The sequence below is a fragment of the Pseudomonas kermanshahensis genome, assembly GCF_014269205.2.
GTDB classification, from domain to species: domain Bacteria; phylum Pseudomonadota; class Gammaproteobacteria; order Pseudomonadales; family Pseudomonadaceae; genus Aquipseudomonas; species Aquipseudomonas kermanshahensis.
Window position 1 is genome coordinate 2,641,900 of record NZ_JABWRY020000001.1, and the last position, 19,491, is coordinate 2,661,390.

The following is a 19,491-nucleotide window of genomic DNA, read 5'->3' on the forward strand; positions in this document are numbered from 1 at the left end:
AGGCGACACTTCAGGTGCACCGTGAAACCATCCGACGCGATCCAAGGGAAAACTCAGCAGATCAGGCAAGCTGTCGAAGCGTATGGATTCGTAAACGTCCGTATGTTCGGCTCCGTTTGCCGCGGCGAAGACATCGAGGGCAGCGACCTCGACCTCCTCGTGACCATACCAGCTGAGAGGGAAGGGAAGATCTCCCTCTTCGACATCTTGGATCTTGAGTCGACGCTAGAGGAAATGCTGGGGATTCCGATTGATCTGAACGTCGCGAACAACATGCCTGAGCATCTCAAGCCTGAGGTCGAGCGCTCTGCCATTCCCCTATAGGTATGAGTCGACACCTGCTAAAGGGCGTCCCCAAAAACTCAGAGCTATCACAAATGCGTCACTTCTATCAAAAATGCGACATTTTTGAGGCGCTACCCTTGAATCAAAAATTCAAAAACGGAGTCCTTTTGTTTGTTCTCAAAAGCAAAGCAGCGGTGTCCCTGCCACACCTGAACATGCCGCATCGCGCTGGCTCGCATGCCTGCGTTTTGCCTTATCGAATTTGATCTACTGCGAAGCGACTTTTTGGGTGAATTTGAGGGTAAATCTTTAGGGATTTTGACTGTGGGCATGCCTGCAGGAACAATTGTCGGCTCTTTGGGGCCTGGAAGGCCCTCAGCTAGCTTTTGCAGCCAAAACAGCATGCAAATAAGCCTTATTTTTTGTGGGTATTTGACATGCCGATCAAGTTGTGGCGCACGGAGTACAAATGTGCTCTCACCTCTGAATCCACAAGCTGTCGACTCCACCGTCCTTCTGGAGGTTTTTGGCACAGTCTCTAGGACGGACAGCAGAAGCAGTGACGGAGGAGTGCCTAGCCATTGACTTTCGGGACAAACATCCCGGCGATGATCCGCGCATCGAGCAAAGCATGATGGGGGAGGTCTGATCCATCGTTCAGCGGCTCGAGGCTGAGTGCATTGGTGGGCGCCGGATAAACGTTCTGCGGCCACTTACCGTCGTGGTACGCGAGTTCGCAGAACAGCTCCCAATCGAACTCCGGGGCATCAGTCACCACGGTGGTCATGGAATCGAATGAGCGTAGAAACGCCAACAGCTTGTCCCGGGCATCGAGTATGGGGCAGCTGTAGTCGCCACCCCACAATTGAGGAAGCACGATCTCCTTTACAAAGTCGCTGCAGTCGTCGAGGTGCCATGTGTCGAGCAATTCGACATAAAATTCCCTGCCGTCCTCTGCAACCAGCGCCAGCGAAATCAGCTTTGATGTGGCATTGAGCTGCGTGAATTCGCAATCTAGAAAAATTCTCATCAGAAGGATCCTGTACCACTAATGCTTCGTAATCGATTCACCATGGCCCAAGAAGGAGTGCTCTGGAAAGCTGCGTTGGAACACCTGGGCCCCCAAAGACTTCTCGAAACCGTGGTTGATCTGCTGCGTTCCTTCGGGCCGAGACCCGCCCGCAGCCAAAAGGAGTATCTCGAACGGCAATGGCTAGGCGAGGACATTCTCAGGATAGTTAAGAGCGCTCAGGTGGAGGCGGGCATCAAGGCGCCAGGCCCAGACGATCTGCCCAATAGAGTTACGATCCTGGCGTGTTACAGCGATTACCTCGCAGACCGTCTCCTGCTGCTCGTGCCAGCTGACGTCCTCCCTCGTGAACTGGTGGGAAGGCGAATTGATGATGATATGGGCATCTGACGCAAAAGAGGCTCTGCTGCGCTACGAGCCCGAGCACAAACGTTGAGCACGTATCATCCAAAAGCTTGCTCAAGGAGCGCCTTCATCATGTCTGCGGCCGAACCGTTGAGCCAAATCTCCTGGCTGCAGACCTCTACACGAGCAGGATTGACGTGTATGACTTTCGCGCCTGCTCCTAACGCACGTAGGGGCAGCTCTGCGGCTGGATATACGACACCGGATGTGCCGATCGAGAAGAACAGATCACAGGCACCTGAGGCAGCAAAACCCGCGTCCCAAGCTGCGTCTGGAAGCATTTCTCCGAACCAGACGACTCCGGGTCTGATGTATCCGTTGCATGCACTGCACCGAGGAGGCTCAAGACGGCAACCATCCACGGATAAGTCATCAGAAGGAAGGGGTGCCATGTGAGGATTACCGCAGTCTATGCACCTGGGTGAGTGAAGGCTGCCGTGTAGGTGGATCACGTCTTTGCTCCCAGCTCGCTCATGCAGATCATCTACGTTCTGAGTCACGACTGTCAGCCTAGGAACGTGCTTAGCGAGTTCTGCTATCGCGAGATGAGCTGCATTCGGCTGTGCTTGGAGCACTTTCAACCTACGCCACTCATACCAACCCCAGCACAGCCCAGGATCCGCACGGAACGCTTCGGCTGTCGCTAATTGAGCAGGGTCGAATCGTGACCAGAGACCGGTCAATGCATCTCTGAATGTTGGGATTCCACTCTCGGCGGATACGCCGGCGCCGGTGAAAACGACAACGTGCCTTGCCTCCTGCAACAGCTTAGCGATGGTAGTGAGCGGCATTGAGATGTCCTGGGAAATTCGTTCCCTTGAGGTTACCCGAGCCTACCCCTGTTTGGTCATTGTGCGATGGTGAGGGATCGAGCAGCAGTGTTTGTGTAAGTCGTATAAGTGTCCAGAAAACCAAGCTGGCGCTAACACGCAGGTAAGACCGGGTAGGGGCGGTTCACATCAAAAATAACTGTATGGATATACAGTTAATCTGTCAGGTACGGAGAAACTCACACCGATTGAGTAGATTTTGCATCGCTGGCGCTGGTAGAACGGCACGGAACCGGACATGCCATCAAAGCCCCATAATTTCTCTTAAGCCCCAAACCACGGGCCTTCCAGGCTAATTTAGCTGCCTTTTCTGGACAGTTATGAGACGGCAGCGAGCTCTGAGTATCAAATCTACCGGCAGGGAAAATAATACTGTATGCATATACAGTTTACCCGCGCTAGGACAAATCATTGTCTCCGATGGGGTAGGCGCGCCGTTTTCCACAATGCTAGGGTGAAGCTCGCGAGACGCCATCCACACCATCTCCGAGGCACCAATGAAAAGGACAGAAAGTCGCCAGCGCGCTAGGGAAAGCATCGTCAGAATGATCGCAAAGATCCAGAAACTCGAGGCAGCCCGTCACTCAGGGCAACCTGGAATCATTGAACGACTGAAGGGTATGTTTGGAGCCGCGCTCAGGACACAGCAGAGTGCAGGGTCGAACCCGCGCGTGCAGCAGGGCAGATCCTGAACGACCCGTACTGTGAGCCAGCGCCCCAGCTGGTGCTCAGTGATCCGAACTGATGATCACCGCCATCTACCCGCGTGGACTCGCCGTATAGGTCGCATATCACGCCAGCCTCCTCGTCATTTTTCACCAATGAATCCCCCCGAAGCTTCTCTGCCTGCATACTGATCAGGTACCGCGAGCAAGCGGAGCGCGCAAGGCGTGAGGATCGAAGCCCGGAGGGCCAAGACGAAAGCGAAGCGGCCGGCTTGGTTCACGAGAGCCGACCCAACGGGCACGCCCTCGAAAGCTCTGTATGCCTACTCGTCGAGCTCCAACCGACATACTGGTTTCCCACACCGGGTCAAAATGAACGTATGACCTTTCTCTGCGAGCTTGAGCACTCGACGAAAACGTCGACGCGCCTGGCTGATGCTCATCACGTATTCCATAAAACCCTCTTAACCTAACAACCGCCGAAGGAGCCCTTCAACCTGCGTGTTCTCATACCTGGCACATAGCTCGTCGAGCTTGGCGCCCCGACGCTCGCCAGTCGCAAGGCTCAGCCCATGCAGCGCGTTTACCAGCCGTTGCTGCTCCTCAACACCTTCGCGAACGTCTTGCCACATCGAATTGACCAGCTTCACAACTGTCTCCAGCTCCGCAGCCAGAACCTGTGTCTCTATGAGCTTGTTGCTGTTCACTGTCGTCTTGAGAGCTACAGCTCGCTGCTCAAGCTGCTGGAGCTGCTCGCTCAAGCTTTCAGCTTGGTCGATCGACGTAGCAACACCATCAATGAAGATCTTGTCTTCCTGAATGCTGTAAATGGCCAGCGAACCATCGGCGCCACCGGTGACATCCAGCGCCAGCACATTGCCTAACCTCAGCGGCCGCGGAATCCACGTATGCCCTGTACAGACCCGCCACACACCCGGGACGCCTTCACGATGGTGCTTAACGATCCGATCTCGCCCCCACAAGGCGATCTCCTCCATTGCGGGATTGTCGAGTTGCTCCAGGAAGGTCGGCCAAGCCATGCCCGCCGGCACATCTGCGTGCACAACGCCGACGACGCCCCGATTCGACGCAACCTCGATCGCGACCGGAAGACTCCGAAGCTTCTCGATGATCATCGCTTTTGACTCATCAGCGATCGTCATCCACCAGCCAGCGCCATGCGCAGAATAGCGAGCCTCGGGATTAGCGCCATAAGCGTCGATTAGCATTCGCTCGTGGTTGCCCTGGACGCTGAAGAACCAGGGCTCGCCGAGTAGCTTCAGCCCATCAAGTACGCCTGGCCCACGGTCAATGACATCTCCCACAGCGATCAGCCGATCCTTAGCCTTATCGAATCCCAGCGCGTGCAACCCGCGATGGAGGTCGGTGGTTTTGAAGTGGATGTCTCCGACTACAAAGTCGCGACCGTGGAGGTTTTTTGGAAGCTGGAGAACCTTAGAATTCATGGGGCAGGGTACGTCTCCGGTGCCGTTGCCGGCAGGTCGATAAGCCGCCTATTTTCCGCTTATCCAACGCATACGTCGAGAACGCTGCCCCTTCAGCCACGCCTCCCGTAATGATCCCAAATGGGAACATTAAGGGCGTTTTTATGGGTTAATGTCCCAAAATGGGATCACTATGGAGAGCGCTGAGCTGGCGCCGAGACGAAAAAATCCGTCGCCGCCATGAGATTCGTTACTCACCATATTGAATGGCTTGGCGGGGCGTGATCGAAGATTGAAAAAAAGCGCTGCTCCCGCGTCTAGCGATATCCAACATTTCACGGACGGGTTAACGTTCATGAGCTTGTCCCTGGACGCGGCTAAAGCCCTTTTGGACGGGTGAATCGACGCCACTGCAGCCCTCCGCACTGTCCTAAATCAGTTGCTGCTGCACTCACCCGAAGAAATCCATGCCGGGCTAAAGAACTCCTTCGGCGCCGCCATGGTGAGTGTATTGACTGCGACTGTTGATGTAGCGCTCTGACGTTTTCAGCGACCGAGAGCCCAGCTCCTTCCGTCCGTATGCCTGCTGAGCGAGAACCCCTGACAATTCGGGATATGGTTCGCTATCTCGTATTTACGCCAATCCAGCATTGCATCACCGTCGATCTCCTGCGGCTGTTTCTCGAGGAGCCAGCGGACTGTGTTGAGGTACTGACCATGTGAAAACACCACGATCTCATTGGCCGAGTGTTCTGCGATTCGGTCAAGGAAATGCAGAGCCCTGGCCACGAGATCACGGAAGGACTCCGCTCCTTCGCCGTCAGAAAAAGCAGGATCTGATCTCTGCCAGTAAGCATCGACCCAGCCCCGCCGTTGTGCGAGCGTCGTATCTACACAGCGCGCCGGCGAAAGGTAGGTGAATTCGTGAATCGGCCAAGTTTCGAAAGCAGCACCAGGATACAGTGCCGTGGTAGCAAGTGCGGTTGCTTGGGCGCGAAGGAACGGTGAGGCCAGAATGAGGCCAGGGGCGCTGGTGATCGACTGAGCGACGATACGGGCTTGCTCCAGGCCTTTTGCCGTCAAAGGAATGCTTGCGTGATCCCTAGTTGGCTCGCCAGCGTTGGCGGCGCTCTCGCCGTGGCGTATCAGCCTGACGTTCTTCATTGACTATCCTTCCCTGGCTCACGTTGCTTGGATTGCGCCATGCTGGCATGGCAACGTGTGGGATAGCCATGGCGAAAGGGAGAGATCGTGAAAAGAGAGCTCTCTCTGGCAGAATGCAGAGCAGTGTGTTCGTAAACTCTGAAGGAAACTCGTGCTGACAGTTTCGGCGCTAAGGGTACTGGCCCAAGAAGCACCTCAAGCTCTGATGAGCTGGTCACGTCTCGTGGCTCAGACGGAATTCGCCTGGCAAAACTCCAACCTAGTGTCAGACGCTGAAGGGTGGAAGACCCTTTGGTTTGAGATGGAGATAGTCAATGGCCTCGCATTGGCCGAGTGGGAGGAGGAGGGATCTCCTCAAGATTGGTCGCACCGGTGGCGTGAAGGGTACGAACAGGATGCGCGAGGGCTGATTGATCAGCTGCTCCAACTGCTTGCCCGTCCTGACGGATCCGAGTAGTCCGATTTTACGAAGTGTTCCTGCTTGGCCAGCCGGTCGCGGCCACAGGCAAAAGAAAGCCCGCTGCTAGGCGGGCAAGGTCTATCACACGTAGGGATGGCTTCAGAGTCTCCCAACCCCCGTGAAAATTGAGTGAAGGAAACTGAATCAGGTCTCTGCCGACATTGTCAGGATGATCTTTCCGACATTGAGTGAAGCCTCCATTTTCCGGTGTGCATCCGCGGCTCGCGCCAATGGGAAGGTGCTATCAACCACTGGCTCGAGACTGCCTCCACCCTCAAAGCGATCGAGCCAATGTTCGCGGAAGCGTCTGACCATTGCATGCTTTTCGGACTGTGTACGGGACTTCATCACCGTGCCGATGATCTGCAAGTGGCGGTAAAGGACGTCTTCCAGCTTGAGACTTACTTCACCACCTCCACCCAGAATTCCTACCTGTACCAGGCGGCCACCCTTGGCGAGCGACTTGATATTCCTGGTGAAGTAGGGCTCACCTACAAAATCGATGATGACATCGACACCTTGCCCTTCCGTGTGCTGCCCGACGACCTGGGCGAAGTCCTGCGTTTTGTAATCGATGGTGAAATCGGCGCCCAGATTCTCGACTCGGGACAGCTTTCCAACCTCGGCGGTGGCGAAGATCTTGGCCCCCATGGCGTAAGCGAGCTGCACAGCTGCTGAACCAACGCCACCCGCAGCGGCATGGATGAGTACCGACTCGCCTGGTTTCAGCTTCGCCAGGTGGATCATTGCTTCGTGAGCTGTCACAAAAACTTCCGGGATCGCAGCAGCATGCACGTAGTCGAGCTCAGCAGGGATCGGCATTGCCATGCGGTAATCAATACGCGCAATTTCAGCGTAGGCGCCGCCACCCACAACCCCCATCACGCGATCGCCGACTTGATAGCCTGACACCTCACTGCCAACCTCGATCACCTCACCGGAAATCTCCAGACCTATGATCAGCGAGTCCCCGAAGTTGGGACGGCCATAGCCACCGGTACGATGGGTCAGATCAGCTCGGTTAACGCCGGCAGCGTGCACGCGTACCAGCAGGTCTGTGGGACGGACTTCCGGCAGGGGTACATCACTGACCTGGAGCACTTCAGGGCCGCCAAAGGTTTCAAAGGTGATCGCTTTCATGGCTTCAATGGCTCCGAGTCAACGAGCGTGGAATGGGCGATCGCAGATGCAGTGATCGCAGCAGGAAACCCTGCATAGAAGGAGAGATGGGTAATGGCTCCGGCTAGTTCTTCACGCGTTATGCCGTTGGTAACGGCTCGCCGCAGATGGGCCGGCAACTCATCGGAATGACCGCCGGCAATCAGTGCCGCGATGGTAATGAGACTGCGGTCGCGTGGTGACAGCGAGGCGTCGCCCCAAACCTCCGGGTAAAGCGTCGAGTCAATGAACGCCGAGAGTTTCGGTGTAAAAGCTCTGGCCGCCTCACGAGGGCTTGTAAAGTTGAGACCTGTCATGAAGGCGACTCCTCAAATCTGGCTGATGAATTTGTTGGTGAGATAGTGCTCGATACCTTCGATGCCGCCTTCCGAGCCGTGACCGCTCTCCTTGATCCCGCCAAAGGGCAGCTCTGTGGCGACGATGCGGTATTGATTAATCCCGATCATGCCGGCCTCCAAGCCATCGGCAACATCGATGGCCGTCCGCGCATTGCTGGTGAACGCATACGCCGACAGGCCATAGGGCAAGCGGTTAGCCTCGGCCAATCCATCAGCCAGGCCATCGAATGGCATCACGATAGCGATGGGGCCGAACGGCTCTTCATGCATGATTCGCGCGTCCATCGGCACGTTGGCCAACACCGTTGGTGCGAAGAAGAAGCCCGGGCCAGGCAACGCCTCACCGCCGGCCAACACCTGAGCCCCCTTGGCCACGGCATCAGCCACCAGTTCCTCCATCTTGTTCAGTTGCCGCAGGTTGGCGAGTGGCCCGACCTGCGTATGGGGGTGCATACCGTTTCCAACCCTCAATGCTTTAGTAGCAGCCACGAAGTGGTCGACGAATTGCTCGTAGACACCCTGTTGAACCAGGAAACGGGTTGAAGAAATGCAGACCTGGCCGGTACCGCGGAAGCGGTTGGCGACGCCTTCCACAGCGGCGCGTTCCACATCGGCATCCTCGAACACCAGCACTGGGCCATGGCCACCCAGTTCGAGCGTGATCGGCTTGACGCCCTCGGCTGCGCGACTCGACAACAAGCGGCCAATGGGCACAGAGCCCGTGAAGGTCACTTTGCGAATAATCGGCGACGCGATCAGCTGGCTTGAGACCTCATCGGGTACTCCAAACACGACCTGCAGCACACCTTTCGGCAACCCAGCATCATCCAAGGCACGAGCAAGGGCGAGGGCAGTGGAGGGGCTTTCCTCACCAGGTTTGAGAATGACGCTGCAGCCGGCCGCCAGCGCGGCAGACAATTTGCGTGCTGGCGTGATCGCCGGGAAGTTCCAGGGGGTGAAAGCAGCCACGGGGCCTATAGGCTGGCGCTTGACCAGTTGCAGCACACCGGGACGGTTGGCTGGTACCACACGACCATCGATGCGACGCGCACTTTCAGCGAACCATTCGAAATACTCTGCCGCCCGGGTGACCTCGTCCATGGCCTCGCCAATGGGCTTGCCTTCTTCCAGCGTCATCTGCGCGGCGATGTGTGCCGTACGTTCCAAGATCAGGTCGGCAGCGCGCTTGAGAACCCGGGCACGCTCAGCTGGAACCGTGTTGCGCCATTGTTCAAACGCGAGCTTCGCCGTCTCGAGGGCCAGATCAAGCTCGTCAGCAGTAGCCAGCGGCACCTGACCGATGATTTCTTCAGTTGCGGGGTTTCTGACGGTCGCCGTTTTACGGCCGTCTGCGTCGATCCATTTGCCGCCGATGAAAAGATAGAGCGAGTCATAGGGAGTGTTCATGGCTGTGACCTTCATAGGGTTCTCTGGTTGGCCTGCACTGGAAGCTACGCAGGGCTTGGAAGACGGTGGCTGGCGCCGGCCCGTGGAATTGAGTCTATGGAGGTCGCCGGGATGGATTTAGCCCAACTGAAGGGAATGATTGTTGTGCAGAAAGGCAAAATCGCTTTCAAATGCGCACTGATTTGCACACAGTGGCAGGTGAATGAGCCGGCTCAGGGGAAGAGGTCGATGGACAAGTTTTCTAATATGTCGGTGTTCGTGAGGGTCGTTGAGATGGGTAGCTTCACGGCAGTGGCCAATCACCTCGACTCCACGGTGGGAAACGTGTCGAGGGCGGTGTCGGCGCTCGAGCAGATGCTCGATACGCGCCTGCTTCAGCGCTCCACCCGGCGCTTGTCAGTCACCGATGCGGGCAGACGATTCTACGAGCGCTGTACCGTTATCCTGGCCGACCTTGAAAACGCTGAGGCAGAAGCGAGCAACGCATTGCTCCAACCTCGAGGCATTCTCCGCGTCCATTGTGTGCCTGGCCTTGCTCGACACCTTGTTACTGAGGCCGCACTGGAGTACCGCAAGGCGTTTGGTGACGTAACGGTCGACTTGATGCTCTCGCAGCGAATGCCGAATCTGCTGGAAGACCAGTTGGACGTATCAATACAGATCGCCAGGGTGCTGCCAGACTCAAGCTATGTGAGCCAGAAAATTGGAGTCAGCCACTGCGTGCTGGTGGCATCGCCAGATTATCTAGCGAAGCATGGAGCACCCGAGACACCTGCGGATCTGGTTGATCATCGATGCCTGTTGCTAGGTACCGTCGATTACGCCCGAGATGAGTGGCACCTCAAGAGTCGCATGGGCGATGCAACGTTCATCCCCAGCGGGCCAAGCTTCAGTGTTAATGACATGGAGGCGATGTCTGTCGCTGTCAGAAGCGGTGCCGGTATTGGCTTGCTGGCGGGTTTTGCAGCCATCGACGATCTGCGGGCGGGAAAACTGATCCGTGTGCTTCCGGATTACTTCACCGAGGAGCGGAACGTGTACGCGGTGTACACATCACGGCAGTTCATCGACGCTAAGATCACCCGGTTCATCGAGGTTTTGAAGGACAAAGTCGGAAGCCAGCTGGCAGTTATTGCCGAGGAACTCATTTGTTAGCAGATCGGAAGCAATGAGCGTCTGACTCGCCCAGGCTCAATCATCAAGCTCTAGTATCGCATCCAGTGGCTCGTCGCTCACACGCGTAAGAGAAGGGGTAATTTATGGATCGCGCAGGCCCAGGGACTTCAGGTACCTTTGATGCTCCGGCATCACCTGGCATGAAGGAGTAAGGCTCAGCTGGCGCGACGATAATAGACTGACCTATGTGGCATTATGTCGCCATGAACAACGTCATCTACCGGATCGTGTGCAGCAAGACGCCAGCAACGAGCTAATGCATCTGCTTAACAACAAGTCAATGTGACAGGGAGATATTCGATGGGGGCGCCAGCACTGCATGCGTACTTCAGAAAGAGTCGTGCATCTGCTTTGCTTCGCCTTCATCAGAGCAGAATTCGTTTTGAACAGTGGCGTCATTTTCATGGGCTCAAGCTTGCAACGTTCCTATTGCTGGCGGTTGCGGCTAGCGCAGTAGTCGTCTTGCCACCTCTTCAACGTTTAGCTGGTGGCTATTTCTGCATACCGGAAAATCTCGCAACACTGAAATCACTGCTTGGCGGTACCGGCTCTGCGCTGATCGGATCGGCGACCATTGCATTCTCGCTCGTGGTGTTTGCGATGCAGATCAATGTCGAGCGTATGCCTCACGGCCTATTCAGGCAACTAAGCTCAGATAGACGCTTACTTTTCTCGTTTCTGGGATCTTTCCTCGTGGCCTTGCTGATTGCGGGGGCATCATTACTACCCAGTGGAACCTGGGCCGTTCCGGCGATTTTTGGGGCAGTGTGGGGTGTCGCGGCCATTGTGCTGCTTTTCATCTATGCCTATCGCCGTGCTCTTCAGATCATCAATCCGGTCGAGCAGCTTTCAATTATGTCGGGCGTCGCTAGCCGTGACCTTCAGAAGTGGAGCCAGCTGTCAGAATTGGCTGCGATTGCCATTGGGGAAGTCCCCCAACTCGATGCTGATCAAGTGGGCGCTGAAGCAAGACTCAACGGGCCTAAAACGAGATTCTTTATGCAGAATGGAGCCTGGGATGCTGAAGCAAAGCGGGCAATCCACTACGCAATTTCATACACCAAACGATTTGCCGCTCAAGGTGATTACGAAGTTGCAGATAATGCCTTTCGCCAGATAATCGAGATAAATGCTGCTTACTGCGAAGCAAAGCGAGGCACATTCATTGCCACCAATTTGTTCATAGACGTACCTGGCACAACCGACGGATTCATCAACACCACACTTGAGCATTTGCGCCAAACTATGCAGGCAGCATTGACCGGCAATGATGAACGGCTGGCCCAAAGCACATTGCGAACCCTTGCGGCGCTCTACGCAATCTACCTCCAGATTGAGTACCCAGGACTAAATCCGACCAAGCATCACGCGATGCTTGCGTCGGGATATCTGGCAAACGCGGTGGAAACTGTAGCGCCACGAGAGTTCCCTGACGTCATGATGGAAGGAATTCGCCAAATGGGGCGCGTAGCGAGGGTTGCACTCGAGTGCACAACCCCTACGGAAATCATCAGCCTTGTGCAGAAGATCGGCACGCTTTCTTCTGTCGGTGCTCTCAAAAAAAGCCACCAACCCGTTACGTTGGTCGCATTCGAACAGCTCTCGCTCATCACCTACGATCTTTTGACAAAGGGGCAGCACGACATTGACTACACCGTTCGCGAGATTCGAACAACAGTCATCACCGCTGCGAAATTGTTCCTCCTTACCGCTGACACTCCGCTTAGCTCAACGCATTGCAGCACACTGGGCCCTTACTTTTCAGTTACTCAAGCTACCTCGCTCCTAGCAAAGCTCAACCTCTTGGCAAATCAGCTATTGGCGGCGCCAGAGGGCAACGAGCACGCTGCCAGGATCATCGAGAACCTTGAAGAGTGGGCTAATCAGATCTACGACCCGCTAAAAGATCTCCTCCTGTTCGCTGTAGAAAAAAGATCCCATTTCACTTTTGATGCAATCAACTGGATCATAGAGATTTCAAACCTCCTGAATGCTATATCGAACGCAGCTGCAACCTCGGATCACGCGTCAGAAGAGTTGCGGAAGCACGCTAGCTGGCTCGTTTCGACTCTGTCATGGCTGCCTGACGATAGAGAGACTGTGACTTTTGTCGAAACCTTTTCTCTCACTGATAGCCTGTTCAATGCCGCGGTTGAAGGCTACCGACGAGACTGTCGAGACTTTTACCTGGATTGCCAAAGCCTTCTGCTTTCATGGGCAAAGAAAGGCGGCAGGCTCGAGACCGGATGGGGAATTCTAGAGAGAGCGATCAAAGGATTAATCGCTCTGGCAATTGAAGAGGGAACCCCTGACGCAGTGAGAACGATGAAGCAGCGGCTGGGAGAGATGCTGGCCAGTGTAGGTGCGCCTCAGGAGGATGCGCGCGTCAGGGCTGCGGCTGGGTTGGATAGTGCCGCCGATCAGCTAGGACAGCGTAGGGCTGGTAGCTCTATTGATCGAGCTCTTGCTCGGCTAGATCACGCACAAGTGGGAGCATTGCTGAGGGAGATTGCAATTATTCTGGCGCCTTGAGCGATTCGATTCATATATCAGGCCAGTTGAGGGTAGGCTGCCAATGTTCGGCTGTGAATGGAGTAAAGAGATGCGAGTCGATGGCACAAAAAGCGACTCAATAGCAGGGATCCACCAGGGTGATATGGGGCTAGGGGCAGCGTCTGGATCCTCCTGTCAGTCATGCTCAGCTTCATCATTCAGCTCAAGTCTTAGACATTTCGCTGAAACCACTGCGATTCTCGAAATCGTGGCAGGAGGCGTGGTAGGCGTTGGAATGGTGCTCGGTGTTATTGCCGCTTCACCTTGGTAAGGCTTCAGGGAGCAGCATGCCAAGAGTACGAATGTACCCTTAGCTTGTCACCACTGTAAGGTGGGCCTGACTCAGGACGCTCTATATCGCCTACGCGCATGGATAGAATGAACACGAAGCAGGTTTGGGGGTAGGCCTCAAACCTTTGCTAGACGATTGAAAACCTCTTGGTAGATATCACCGTCAGCCAGAGCAAAAAGCAGCATTTCTACCTCATGAATGTGCTTTTCATCATCCCACAGATTTTTGCTCACCTTGCGCACGATGGATAGGTATCGAAGGTAGGCATCTTGCTCTGGCACAAAATGCTTTTTCCTCATGCTTTTCGGATCACTGCTTTCGCCGGGGAGCAACCGCTCAGCCAGCAGCAATGTGGTGATGTCCAGCATCTTTAGCCGCGTGTTGCGGCCTTCAGGCATCGGAAAAATAGGGTGCTCAGAGCCTGTGAGGTAATTGATGGCATTCAGAGAGTACGCCACGCGAGCATCATAAATACATGCCCAATCTGGGCAGACGATAGACGCCCATTTTGACCAACTGCTGATGAGCTTGAAGGAGGGCTTGAACCCCGCCGGCACCATTGGGGAGCCTCTGTGAGAGGAGAAGGACTCCAACGTCTCGCTGACTTTTGAGAAACGTGTGATACCACCCCATACCTTAATGAAATAGGTGGCTATTCTGGCATGCTCAGCTTCACAACGGGTTGAGAGAACGAGATCTCGAAGACCTGCTTTCAGCTCAAGGGTGCGATCGAATGAGGTTTTGCCTGTAAAAGCGATACCAAACTCTGTGGTCGCCAAGTGATCATCGAATGCCCAATCGTAAAGAGACGGCAGATCATCTTTTTTCTCCCGCAAGAATTCCGCTACAGCTTTTTCCATCATCTGCCCGCCGTAAAAATGACGCAGATGATAGCAAAAGCACATCTCCGCATGGGCCCTGGACTATCGTTCGTCTAGCCGTGAGCTTGCTAGTTCGTGAAAGCTAGCTCGGTCTGCATTGAACGTTGCTCTCCGGGTTTAGCCGCACGAGGCGGGCGACGACCAGACAATTGAATGGTGCTTGAATCGTTCAGATGGATGCTCAGGCCAGGCAAACCACCATCGCGCTGAAGCTCATCAAGCTCGGCTCGCATTTTTGACATCAAGTCCGATGCAGACCTTCCAGTATCCTCGCTCAGTGTCAGCGTGAGGAGCGTCAACGGGCTCAATTCGAGTCGGTTACTGATTTGTTCAAGCTTGTCCAGGGTGATGCTTGATTTCCCTAATTCAAGCTTTGATAGGTAGGTGCGGCTGGTCGTGTCAGCAAAGTCCCGCTGTGTGATATTACGCTTGCTGCGCAGTGCACGAAGCACGTTGGCGAAGGAGGCTTTGAGCGTCATGCTTCGTTCTCTGCGTTTTTGGCCATTTTGATAGGGGGCTACGTATTCTGCCTCTAGCCTATCATGGGTGGAAATGAGCACTCGTATGTAGAGGTAACACCGCGCCGCTTATTCGCAGCGCAGAAGCAATATGAGGTTAAGAATATGCAGCGAAAAAATCTGAAGCCAGCCTTCCCAGATGACCCTCTCTATCAGCAGACAATAGAGGCCATGAAGCGATACGATCAAGCCAAGGCGGATGGGAAACCTGAGGCTGAGGTGGAGGCTCTTCGCATCGAGGCCGAGCACGCTTTTCAGACAGTCACCGACTACCAGCTCGAAGCGCTCGGGGGCCTCTCTCTGACACGCCATTAGTGAACTCTGCAGTACCAAGCGAAGCGCGTGGCTCGTACCGCAGGCATAGCTGAGTCGATCAAGCTGGCGCTCACGGACTTCAGTCACACAGCTAAGGTGGGCACCGATGCTGGCGCCAATTCAGGTAGGATGCCAGAGCCTCTGCAGCCCATATTGGGACTGCTCACGACTTGCTTGAGACTCGCTATGACGTGGCACTTGGATGCCTTCATCGACCTTGATCGTACCTTCTCCATAATCCCCTTCGACTCAGACGCGTCTGATGAAGTAGAGCTGAGCGGTCGTCATAACGGGAGCGGAGATCTTCACTGGCCAGAGTTGCTTAAGCACCGCCGAGTGATACTGCTTTCGGAGGCTGGATCGGGTAAAACCGCGGAAATCCGGAACGTCACTCGCCAGCTCCGTAGCGAAGGGAAGATGGCCTTCTTTCTACGGATCGAAAACGTCTCCCAGGATTTGGAAGACGCAATCGAGGAAGGTAGCTTCGATGAGTTCGAAAGCTGGTTAGATTCGGGCGCCGAAGGTTGGCTGTTCATGGATTCAGTGGACGAGGCTCGGTTAAAGGATCCGAGAGATTTTGAGCGCGCAATCCGCAAAATTGGCCGATTGACCCGGCGCCTTGGCGCCCAGGCGCACATACTCATTACTGGGCGCAGCACAGCGTGGCGCGCCAGGACGGATCTAGCGATATGTGAGTCGACGTTTGCCCTTGAGTCCATTGACAAGCGAGCGCCTGTGAATGCGACAGATGTGCCTGACGCTGTGGCGCACACGGCTCCGACAAAAACGAAGTCACGCGGGTCATTCCTTGTAGTGACTTTGGACGACATCCATGGCAAGCAGGTCGACCGATTCTTCGCAGCCACAGGTGTAGACGACGCCAAAGCGTTCCGAGTTGAACTTGACCGCAGGGATGCATGGTCGTTGACGACGCGCCCGTTGGATTTCCTGGAGCTCGTCGACTATTGGCACGCTCATCAACGTATTGGATCGCGTCTAGAGCTGATGAGGAGCAGCATCGATCGTCGCCTAGAAGAGCACGACCAAAATCGAGCTGAGATGAAACCCATCGCTCCAGAAAAACTCCGCGAAGGTGTCCGTCTCATCGCTGCCGCAACAACATTGGGTCAGATGTCTGCTGTCCGCGTACCGGATGGCGACGCCAACAAACAGGGCATCCCAGTACGCTCTGTCCTGAGGGGGTGGAATGACGAAGACGCTGGCGCGCTGCTGAGCCGGCCGATCTTCGAGCCTGGCATCTATGGAACAGTACGTTTTCACCATCGGACTGTCCGAGAATACCTAACGGCTGAGTGGCTTCACGGGCTGATTCTCGATGCTGCCTCTCGAGTGAAAATCGAGAATCTGTTCTTCCGCACCCAATATGGTATTCAGGTCATCAACCCTTCACTACGCCCAGTTCTACCTTGGCTGGCGCTCTTGGACACGCGTATTTGCTCAAGGCTAGAAGAGGTTGCCCCGGAAGTATTTTTCGAGGGGGGTGATCCAGGACAGCTACAGCTAACGACTCGCCGAAGCGTACTGCGCAAAGCTTGCGAACACTTGGCGCAGCCGGCACATAGCTGGTTGGTCACTGACTATTCTGCAGTGCAACGATTCGCTCACCATGATCTCACCGCAGACATCAAAGACCTGCTGGCGCTCTACAGCAACGACGACGACATCACTTGGTTCCTGCTGCGCATGGTTTGGCAAGGGGAGGTCGTGGGTGCACTCGCAGAAGCCAAGCAATTTGCCCTCACCGCGCCGCACAAGCACACGCGCTTGGCAGCCATTCGTGCTGTGATCGATTTGGGTACGCCTCAGGACATCGCAGAAGTGCGCCAGGGGTTGTTGGCCGGTGACAAGGAGGTCAACCGGGAATGGGTGGCAGAGCTCGTAGATAACTTACCGTCGAGCAGTGAGTCACTTTGTTGGCTGCTGGAGGCGATCGAGCGGGCCGCGAAGAAGGAACGCTATAGCGGTAGGGATAGCCTTGCGATGAGGCTTTCATCCTTGGCAGCAGATTTGCCGCTGGAACACCTCCCTACCTTCATCCGCGGATTGGGAGAGCTCTTGGATAAGCCTCCTACCAAAAGTCACGGATTCAATACCATCTCCCAGAGGTACATCTGGGTTGCCGAAATCGCTGGTCAAGGTGTCCTTCGGCTGATCCAGGAGCGCGATTCGTTTGCGCTCGATGAAGTCGCTCTAGCAATCTTGAGTAAGCTCGCCCAGGCCCATATTTACGATGAGCGAGACGTTCGCGAGCTAGGCGAAAACCTCAGAGCAACCGTACCCAACTGGCCTGAACTCGACTACAAACTCTTCTGGTATGACGTTGAGGTTGCTCGTAAGGGGCGTGTGCATCAAAACGAAGCCGTAATCAACGTCTGGCAACTGATCGGCTTCCGGCCATTTTGGACGCTGAACAAGGAGAATTTCAGTCTCGCCTGCGACCAGATTGTTAGCCTCGCTGATTTTCAGGATCGCCACATGGCGATGAGTATGGGCGTTGAAATCTACAAACAACATGGTAGGCCGACTGAGTGGAAGATTCAGCTTCAAAAGGCCACTGAATCCGATGCGGCGCTTCGTGAGAAACTCGACCTCCTCTTGAACCCACCGAAACGAGAAGTAGAGGAATGGGAAATCAAGCAAGCTCAGAGGAAAGAAGAGTCGGCCAAGCGAGAAGTTGCGGCAGCGAATCGACGTCGCGAGTGGCGCGACGGGCTCGGGGCTAAGGTAGCGCAGATCAACAGTCCCGAGCCAGGCATGATGACTCGTCATCAAAGCGACCTTCTAAACGAAATGAGGGAGGGGGCTTCATCCTCAAATTCATGGAGCAGCGGCAACTGGGAATCACTCGTTCCTGAGTTCGGAATGCCAGTCGCTCAAGCTTTTCGTGAGGGTGCGATTCATTTCTGGAGGGGCTACCTTCCACGGCTGCCTTCGGAGGGAGCGGAGGCGAACTCGACCCCCTATCAGGTGATTTTAGGGCTAACCGGGCTTGCTATAGAAGCTAGGGAAGAGGCGGCAGGCTTCTTTGAGATGTCCCGTAGAGATGCAGCGTACGCGATGCGTTATGCCCTACTTGAATTCGGCCGCTTCCCGGTGTGGCTGCCCAAGCTGTTCGAACGTCACCCGCATCCTATTCGAGATATCGTAGCGCATGAAATCTGTTACGAGCTGGGTCAGCCATACTCGGATTCGGGTGGCAATCATGTACTACGTAGGCTGCGCCACGGTGGTGAATGGCTGTGTGAAGCGCTAGCAACTCCGTTGATGGCGCGCCTGGCTCAACCCGTGAAAACTCTGGAATCTCTACAACTTGTCCTGAGCGTCTTAGTGGAGTCATCGGTCAGTGACCAGGCTCTGGCAGAGCTCGCCAGCGAGCGTGCGATCGCAGAGAACGATCTGGATATCGCACCGTCTTGGTTTGCTGTGTGGATTGGATCGGAACCCGCAAAGGGTATCCCGGCTTTGGCAGCTCGTATCGACTCGCTGCCTTCGAATGCCGAAAAAGCGCATTTCGCAATGCTCTGCCTCATTGGCCTTGTTGGTGGCCAAAATGCACGCCGTTGCCGGGAAAACTACAAGACGGTAAAGCACGCCAAAGCGCTTTATCTACTCGTTAACGAGTACGTACGTATCACAGATGACATTTCGCGCGCAGGAACAGACGTTTGCTTTCCTGGCCTGAGGGACGATGCTCAGGATGCTCGCGACGGACTGCTGGCGTTCATTCGAGAAACACCTGGTAAAGAAGCGTTCTTAGCCTTGGAGGAAATTGCCCAGGCCCATCCCGTAGAGAGCCTTCGCCCATGGAGTGCTTTTTATGCTGAGCAGAAAGCTACGGCCGACTCGCAAACACCGCCTTGGCCCCCAGAGAAGGTCATTGATTTCCATAACTCGCTGGAAAACACCCCTTCGACGCACCGGGAGCTTTGGAACCTCGCGATTGACCGCTTACTGGATTTGAAGCATCTGCTGGAAGAGAGCGACTCAAGCTGGGCTGAGCTGCTTTTACCTTCAAGCCAAGAGACCTCAGTTCGAAAATTTATCGGAGATTGGTGTAGAGACCGCGCTACAGGCCGCTACGGAGTAGTCCAGGAAGAGCAGCTTGCGGACGACAAGCGACCTGATTACAGGTTCCTGAACACCAAGTTCGATGCCCCCGTACCGGTCGAACTGAAGCTCTCGCAGAACTGGAGCGGGCCGCAGCATTTCGAGCGACTCGAGAATCAGCTATGCGGGGATTACCTTCGCGATGACAGGTCGACCTGTGGAATCTTTTTGCTTGTCAGCCGAGATGATCAAACCAGATGGGAGACCCCAAAGGGTGATCGAGTCGGGTTTGACGGCTTGGTAACAGCCTTGCAGGAACACTGGTTGAGTATCGCCTCTAGATATCCTGGCGCTGAGGACATAAGGGTTATCGGCATCGACCTTACCAAGCGAGGAGGACAGGCAGCAGCTAAAGCCATCAAGGCCAACCAGGTGGAAGCCGGCCTGAGTGAGGAGGGGTAAAACCTTGGCCGATCTCAT

15 protein-coding genes are annotated in these 19,491 nt (G+C 55.2%); 5 read left to right on the top strand and 10 right to left on the bottom strand.

Going from position 1 to position 19,491, the window contains the following annotated elements:
- Positions 1 to 21 precede the first annotated feature (21 nt).
- Complete coding sequence (locus tag HU764_RS12160) at positions 22 to 324, top strand: nucleotidyltransferase domain-containing protein (RefSeq protein WP_186702842.1); 303 nt, start codon at positions 22 to 24, stop codon at positions 322 to 324.
- 535 nt (positions 325 to 859) lie between these two features.
- On the opposite strand, the gene HU764_RS12165 is transcribed toward HU764_RS12160, so the two are convergent.
- Complete coding sequence (locus tag HU764_RS12165; protein WP_186702843.1) at positions 860 to 1,315, bottom strand: 3'-5' exonuclease family protein; 456 nt, start codon at positions 1,313 to 1,315, stop codon at positions 860 to 862.
- A gap of 42 nt (positions 1,316 to 1,357) precedes the next feature.
- Here HU764_RS12165 and HU764_RS12170 point away from each other — a divergent pair, with 42 nt between their 5' ends.
- A complete protein-coding gene (locus HU764_RS12170) occupies positions 1,358 to 1,705 on the top strand; it encodes a hypothetical protein (protein ID WP_186702844.1) in 348 nt (115 codons plus the stop codon).
- Positions 1,706 to 1,758: 53 nt separating this feature from the next.
- Here the strand turns inward: HU764_RS12170 and HU764_RS12175 are convergent, their stop codons facing one another.
- The 7 genes from HU764_RS12175 to HU764_RS12205 all read right to left on the bottom strand — a co-directional run bounded on the left by HU764_RS12175 (position 1,759) and on the right by HU764_RS12205 (position 9,208).
- Entirely contained in the window at positions 1,759 to 2,511 is a 753-nt protein-coding gene (locus HU764_RS12175) for an SIR2 family NAD-dependent protein deacylase (protein ID WP_186702845.1), read from the bottom strand.
- A 1,027-nt stretch (positions 2,512 to 3,538) separates the two neighbouring features.
- Complete coding sequence (locus HU764_RS28115) at positions 3,539 to 3,670, bottom strand: type II toxin-antitoxin system Phd/YefM family antitoxin (RefSeq protein ID WP_119713699.1); 132 nt, start codon at positions 3,668 to 3,670, stop codon at positions 3,539 to 3,541.
- A gap of 9 nt (positions 3,671 to 3,679) precedes the next feature.
- Positions 3,680 to 4,681: a metallophosphoesterase gene (locus HU764_RS12185; protein ID WP_186702846.1), complete on the bottom strand. Its 1,002-nt coding sequence runs from the start codon at positions 4,679 to 4,681 to the stop codon at positions 3,680 to 3,682.
- 525 nt (positions 4,682 to 5,206) lie between these two features.
- Positions 5,207 to 5,824, bottom strand: a complete 618-nt coding sequence (locus HU764_RS12190) for a histidine phosphatase family protein (RefSeq protein WP_186702847.1) — start codon at positions 5,822 to 5,824, stop codon at positions 5,207 to 5,209.
- Between the two features lie 604 nt (positions 5,825 to 6,428).
- A complete protein-coding gene (locus HU764_RS12195) occupies positions 6,429 to 7,424 on the bottom strand; it encodes an NAD(P)H-quinone oxidoreductase (RefSeq protein WP_186702848.1) in 996 nt (331 codons plus the stop codon).
- Positions 7,421 to 7,759 carry a carboxymuconolactone decarboxylase family protein gene (locus tag HU764_RS12200; RefSeq protein WP_186702849.1) on the bottom strand — a complete coding sequence of 113 codons (339 nt, stop codon included), beginning with the start codon at positions 7,757 to 7,759 and terminating at the stop codon, positions 7,421 to 7,423. Before HU764_RS12200 ends, HU764_RS12195 begins: the two co-directional genes overlap by 4 nt.
- Positions 7,760 to 7,771: 12 nt before the next feature.
- Positions 7,772 to 9,208, bottom strand: a complete 1,437-nt coding sequence (locus tag HU764_RS12205; protein ID WP_186702850.1) for an NAD-dependent succinate-semialdehyde dehydrogenase — start codon at positions 9,206 to 9,208, stop codon at positions 7,772 to 7,774.
- Positions 9,209 to 9,436: 228 nt separating this feature from the next.
- Between HU764_RS12205 and HU764_RS12210 the strand changes: the two genes are divergently transcribed.
- Entirely contained in the window at positions 9,437 to 10,363 is a 927-nt protein-coding gene (locus tag HU764_RS12210) for a LysR substrate-binding domain-containing protein (RefSeq protein WP_186702924.1), read from the top strand.
- A gap of 321 nt (positions 10,364 to 10,684) precedes the next feature.
- Complete coding sequence (locus tag HU764_RS12215; protein ID WP_186702851.1) at positions 10,685 to 12,916, top strand: hypothetical protein; 2,232 nt, start codon at positions 10,685 to 10,687, stop codon at positions 12,914 to 12,916.
- Positions 12,917 to 13,345: 429 nt separating this feature from the next.
- Here the strand turns inward: HU764_RS12215 and HU764_RS12220 are convergent, their stop codons facing one another.
- Both HU764_RS12220 and HU764_RS12225 read right to left on the bottom strand, forming a co-directional pair.
- A complete protein-coding gene (locus tag HU764_RS12220; RefSeq protein ID WP_186702852.1) occupies positions 13,346 to 14,092 on the bottom strand; it encodes a hypothetical protein in 747 nt (248 codons plus the stop codon).
- An 86-nt stretch (positions 14,093 to 14,178) separates the two neighbouring features.
- On the bottom strand, positions 14,179 to 14,589 hold the full coding sequence (locus tag HU764_RS12225; RefSeq protein WP_186702853.1) for a helix-turn-helix domain-containing protein: 411 nt from the start codon (positions 14,587 to 14,589) through the stop codon (positions 14,179 to 14,181).
- A gap of 540 nt (positions 14,590 to 15,129) precedes the next feature.
- On the opposite strand from HU764_RS12225, the gene HU764_RS12230 reads away from it, so the two are divergent.
- Positions 15,130 to 19,473, top strand: a complete 4,344-nt coding sequence (locus HU764_RS12230) for an NACHT domain-containing protein (RefSeq protein WP_186702854.1) — start codon at positions 15,130 to 15,132, stop codon at positions 19,471 to 19,473.
- Positions 19,474 to 19,491 lie beyond the last annotated feature (18 nt).

Coding starts and splice junctions, on each gene's coding strand:
- HU764_RS12165 (WP_186702843.1), bottom strand. CDS start 1,315: ATGAGAATTTTTCTAGATTGCGAATTCACGCAGCTCAATGCCACATCA.
- HU764_RS12170 (WP_186702844.1), top strand. CDS start 1,358: ATGGCCCAAGAAGGAGTGCTCTGGAAAGCTGCGTTGGAACACCTGGGC.
- HU764_RS12175 (WP_186702845.1), bottom strand. CDS start 2,511: ATGCCGCTCACTACCATCGCTAAGCTGTTGCAGGAGGCAAGGCACGTT.
- HU764_RS28115 (WP_119713699.1), bottom strand. CDS start 3,670: ATGGAATACGTGATGAGCATCAGCCAGGCGCGTCGACGTTTTCGTCGA.
- HU764_RS12185 (WP_186702846.1), bottom strand. CDS start 4,681: ATGAATTCTAAGGTTCTCCAGCTTCCAAAAAACCTCCACGGTCGCGAC.
- HU764_RS12190 (WP_186702847.1), bottom strand. CDS start 5,824: ATGAAGAACGTCAGGCTGATACGCCACGGCGAGAGCGCCGCCAACGCT.
- HU764_RS12195 (WP_186702848.1), bottom strand. CDS start 7,424: ATGAAAGCGATCACCTTTGAAACCTTTGGCGGCCCTGAAGTGCTCCAG.
- HU764_RS12200 (WP_186702849.1), bottom strand. CDS start 7,759: ATGACAGGTCTCAACTTTACAAGCCCTCGTGAGGCGGCCAGAGCTTTT.
- HU764_RS12205 (WP_186702850.1), bottom strand. CDS start 9,208: ATGAACACTCCCTATGACTCGCTCTATCTTTTCATCGGCGGCAAATGG.
- HU764_RS12210 (WP_186702924.1), top strand. CDS start 9,437: ATGGACAAGTTTTCTAATATGTCGGTGTTCGTGAGGGTCGTTGAGATG.
- HU764_RS12215 (WP_186702851.1), top strand. CDS start 10,685: ATGGGGGCGCCAGCACTGCATGCGTACTTCAGAAAGAGTCGTGCATCT.
- HU764_RS12220 (WP_186702852.1), bottom strand. CDS start 14,092: ATGATGGAAAAAGCTGTAGCGGAATTCTTGCGGGAGAAAAAAGATGAT.
- HU764_RS12225 (WP_186702853.1), bottom strand. CDS start 14,589: ATGACGCTCAAAGCCTCCTTCGCCAACGTGCTTCGTGCACTGCGCAGC.
- HU764_RS12230 (WP_186702854.1), top strand. CDS start 15,130: ATGACGTGGCACTTGGATGCCTTCATCGACCTTGATCGTACCTTCTCC.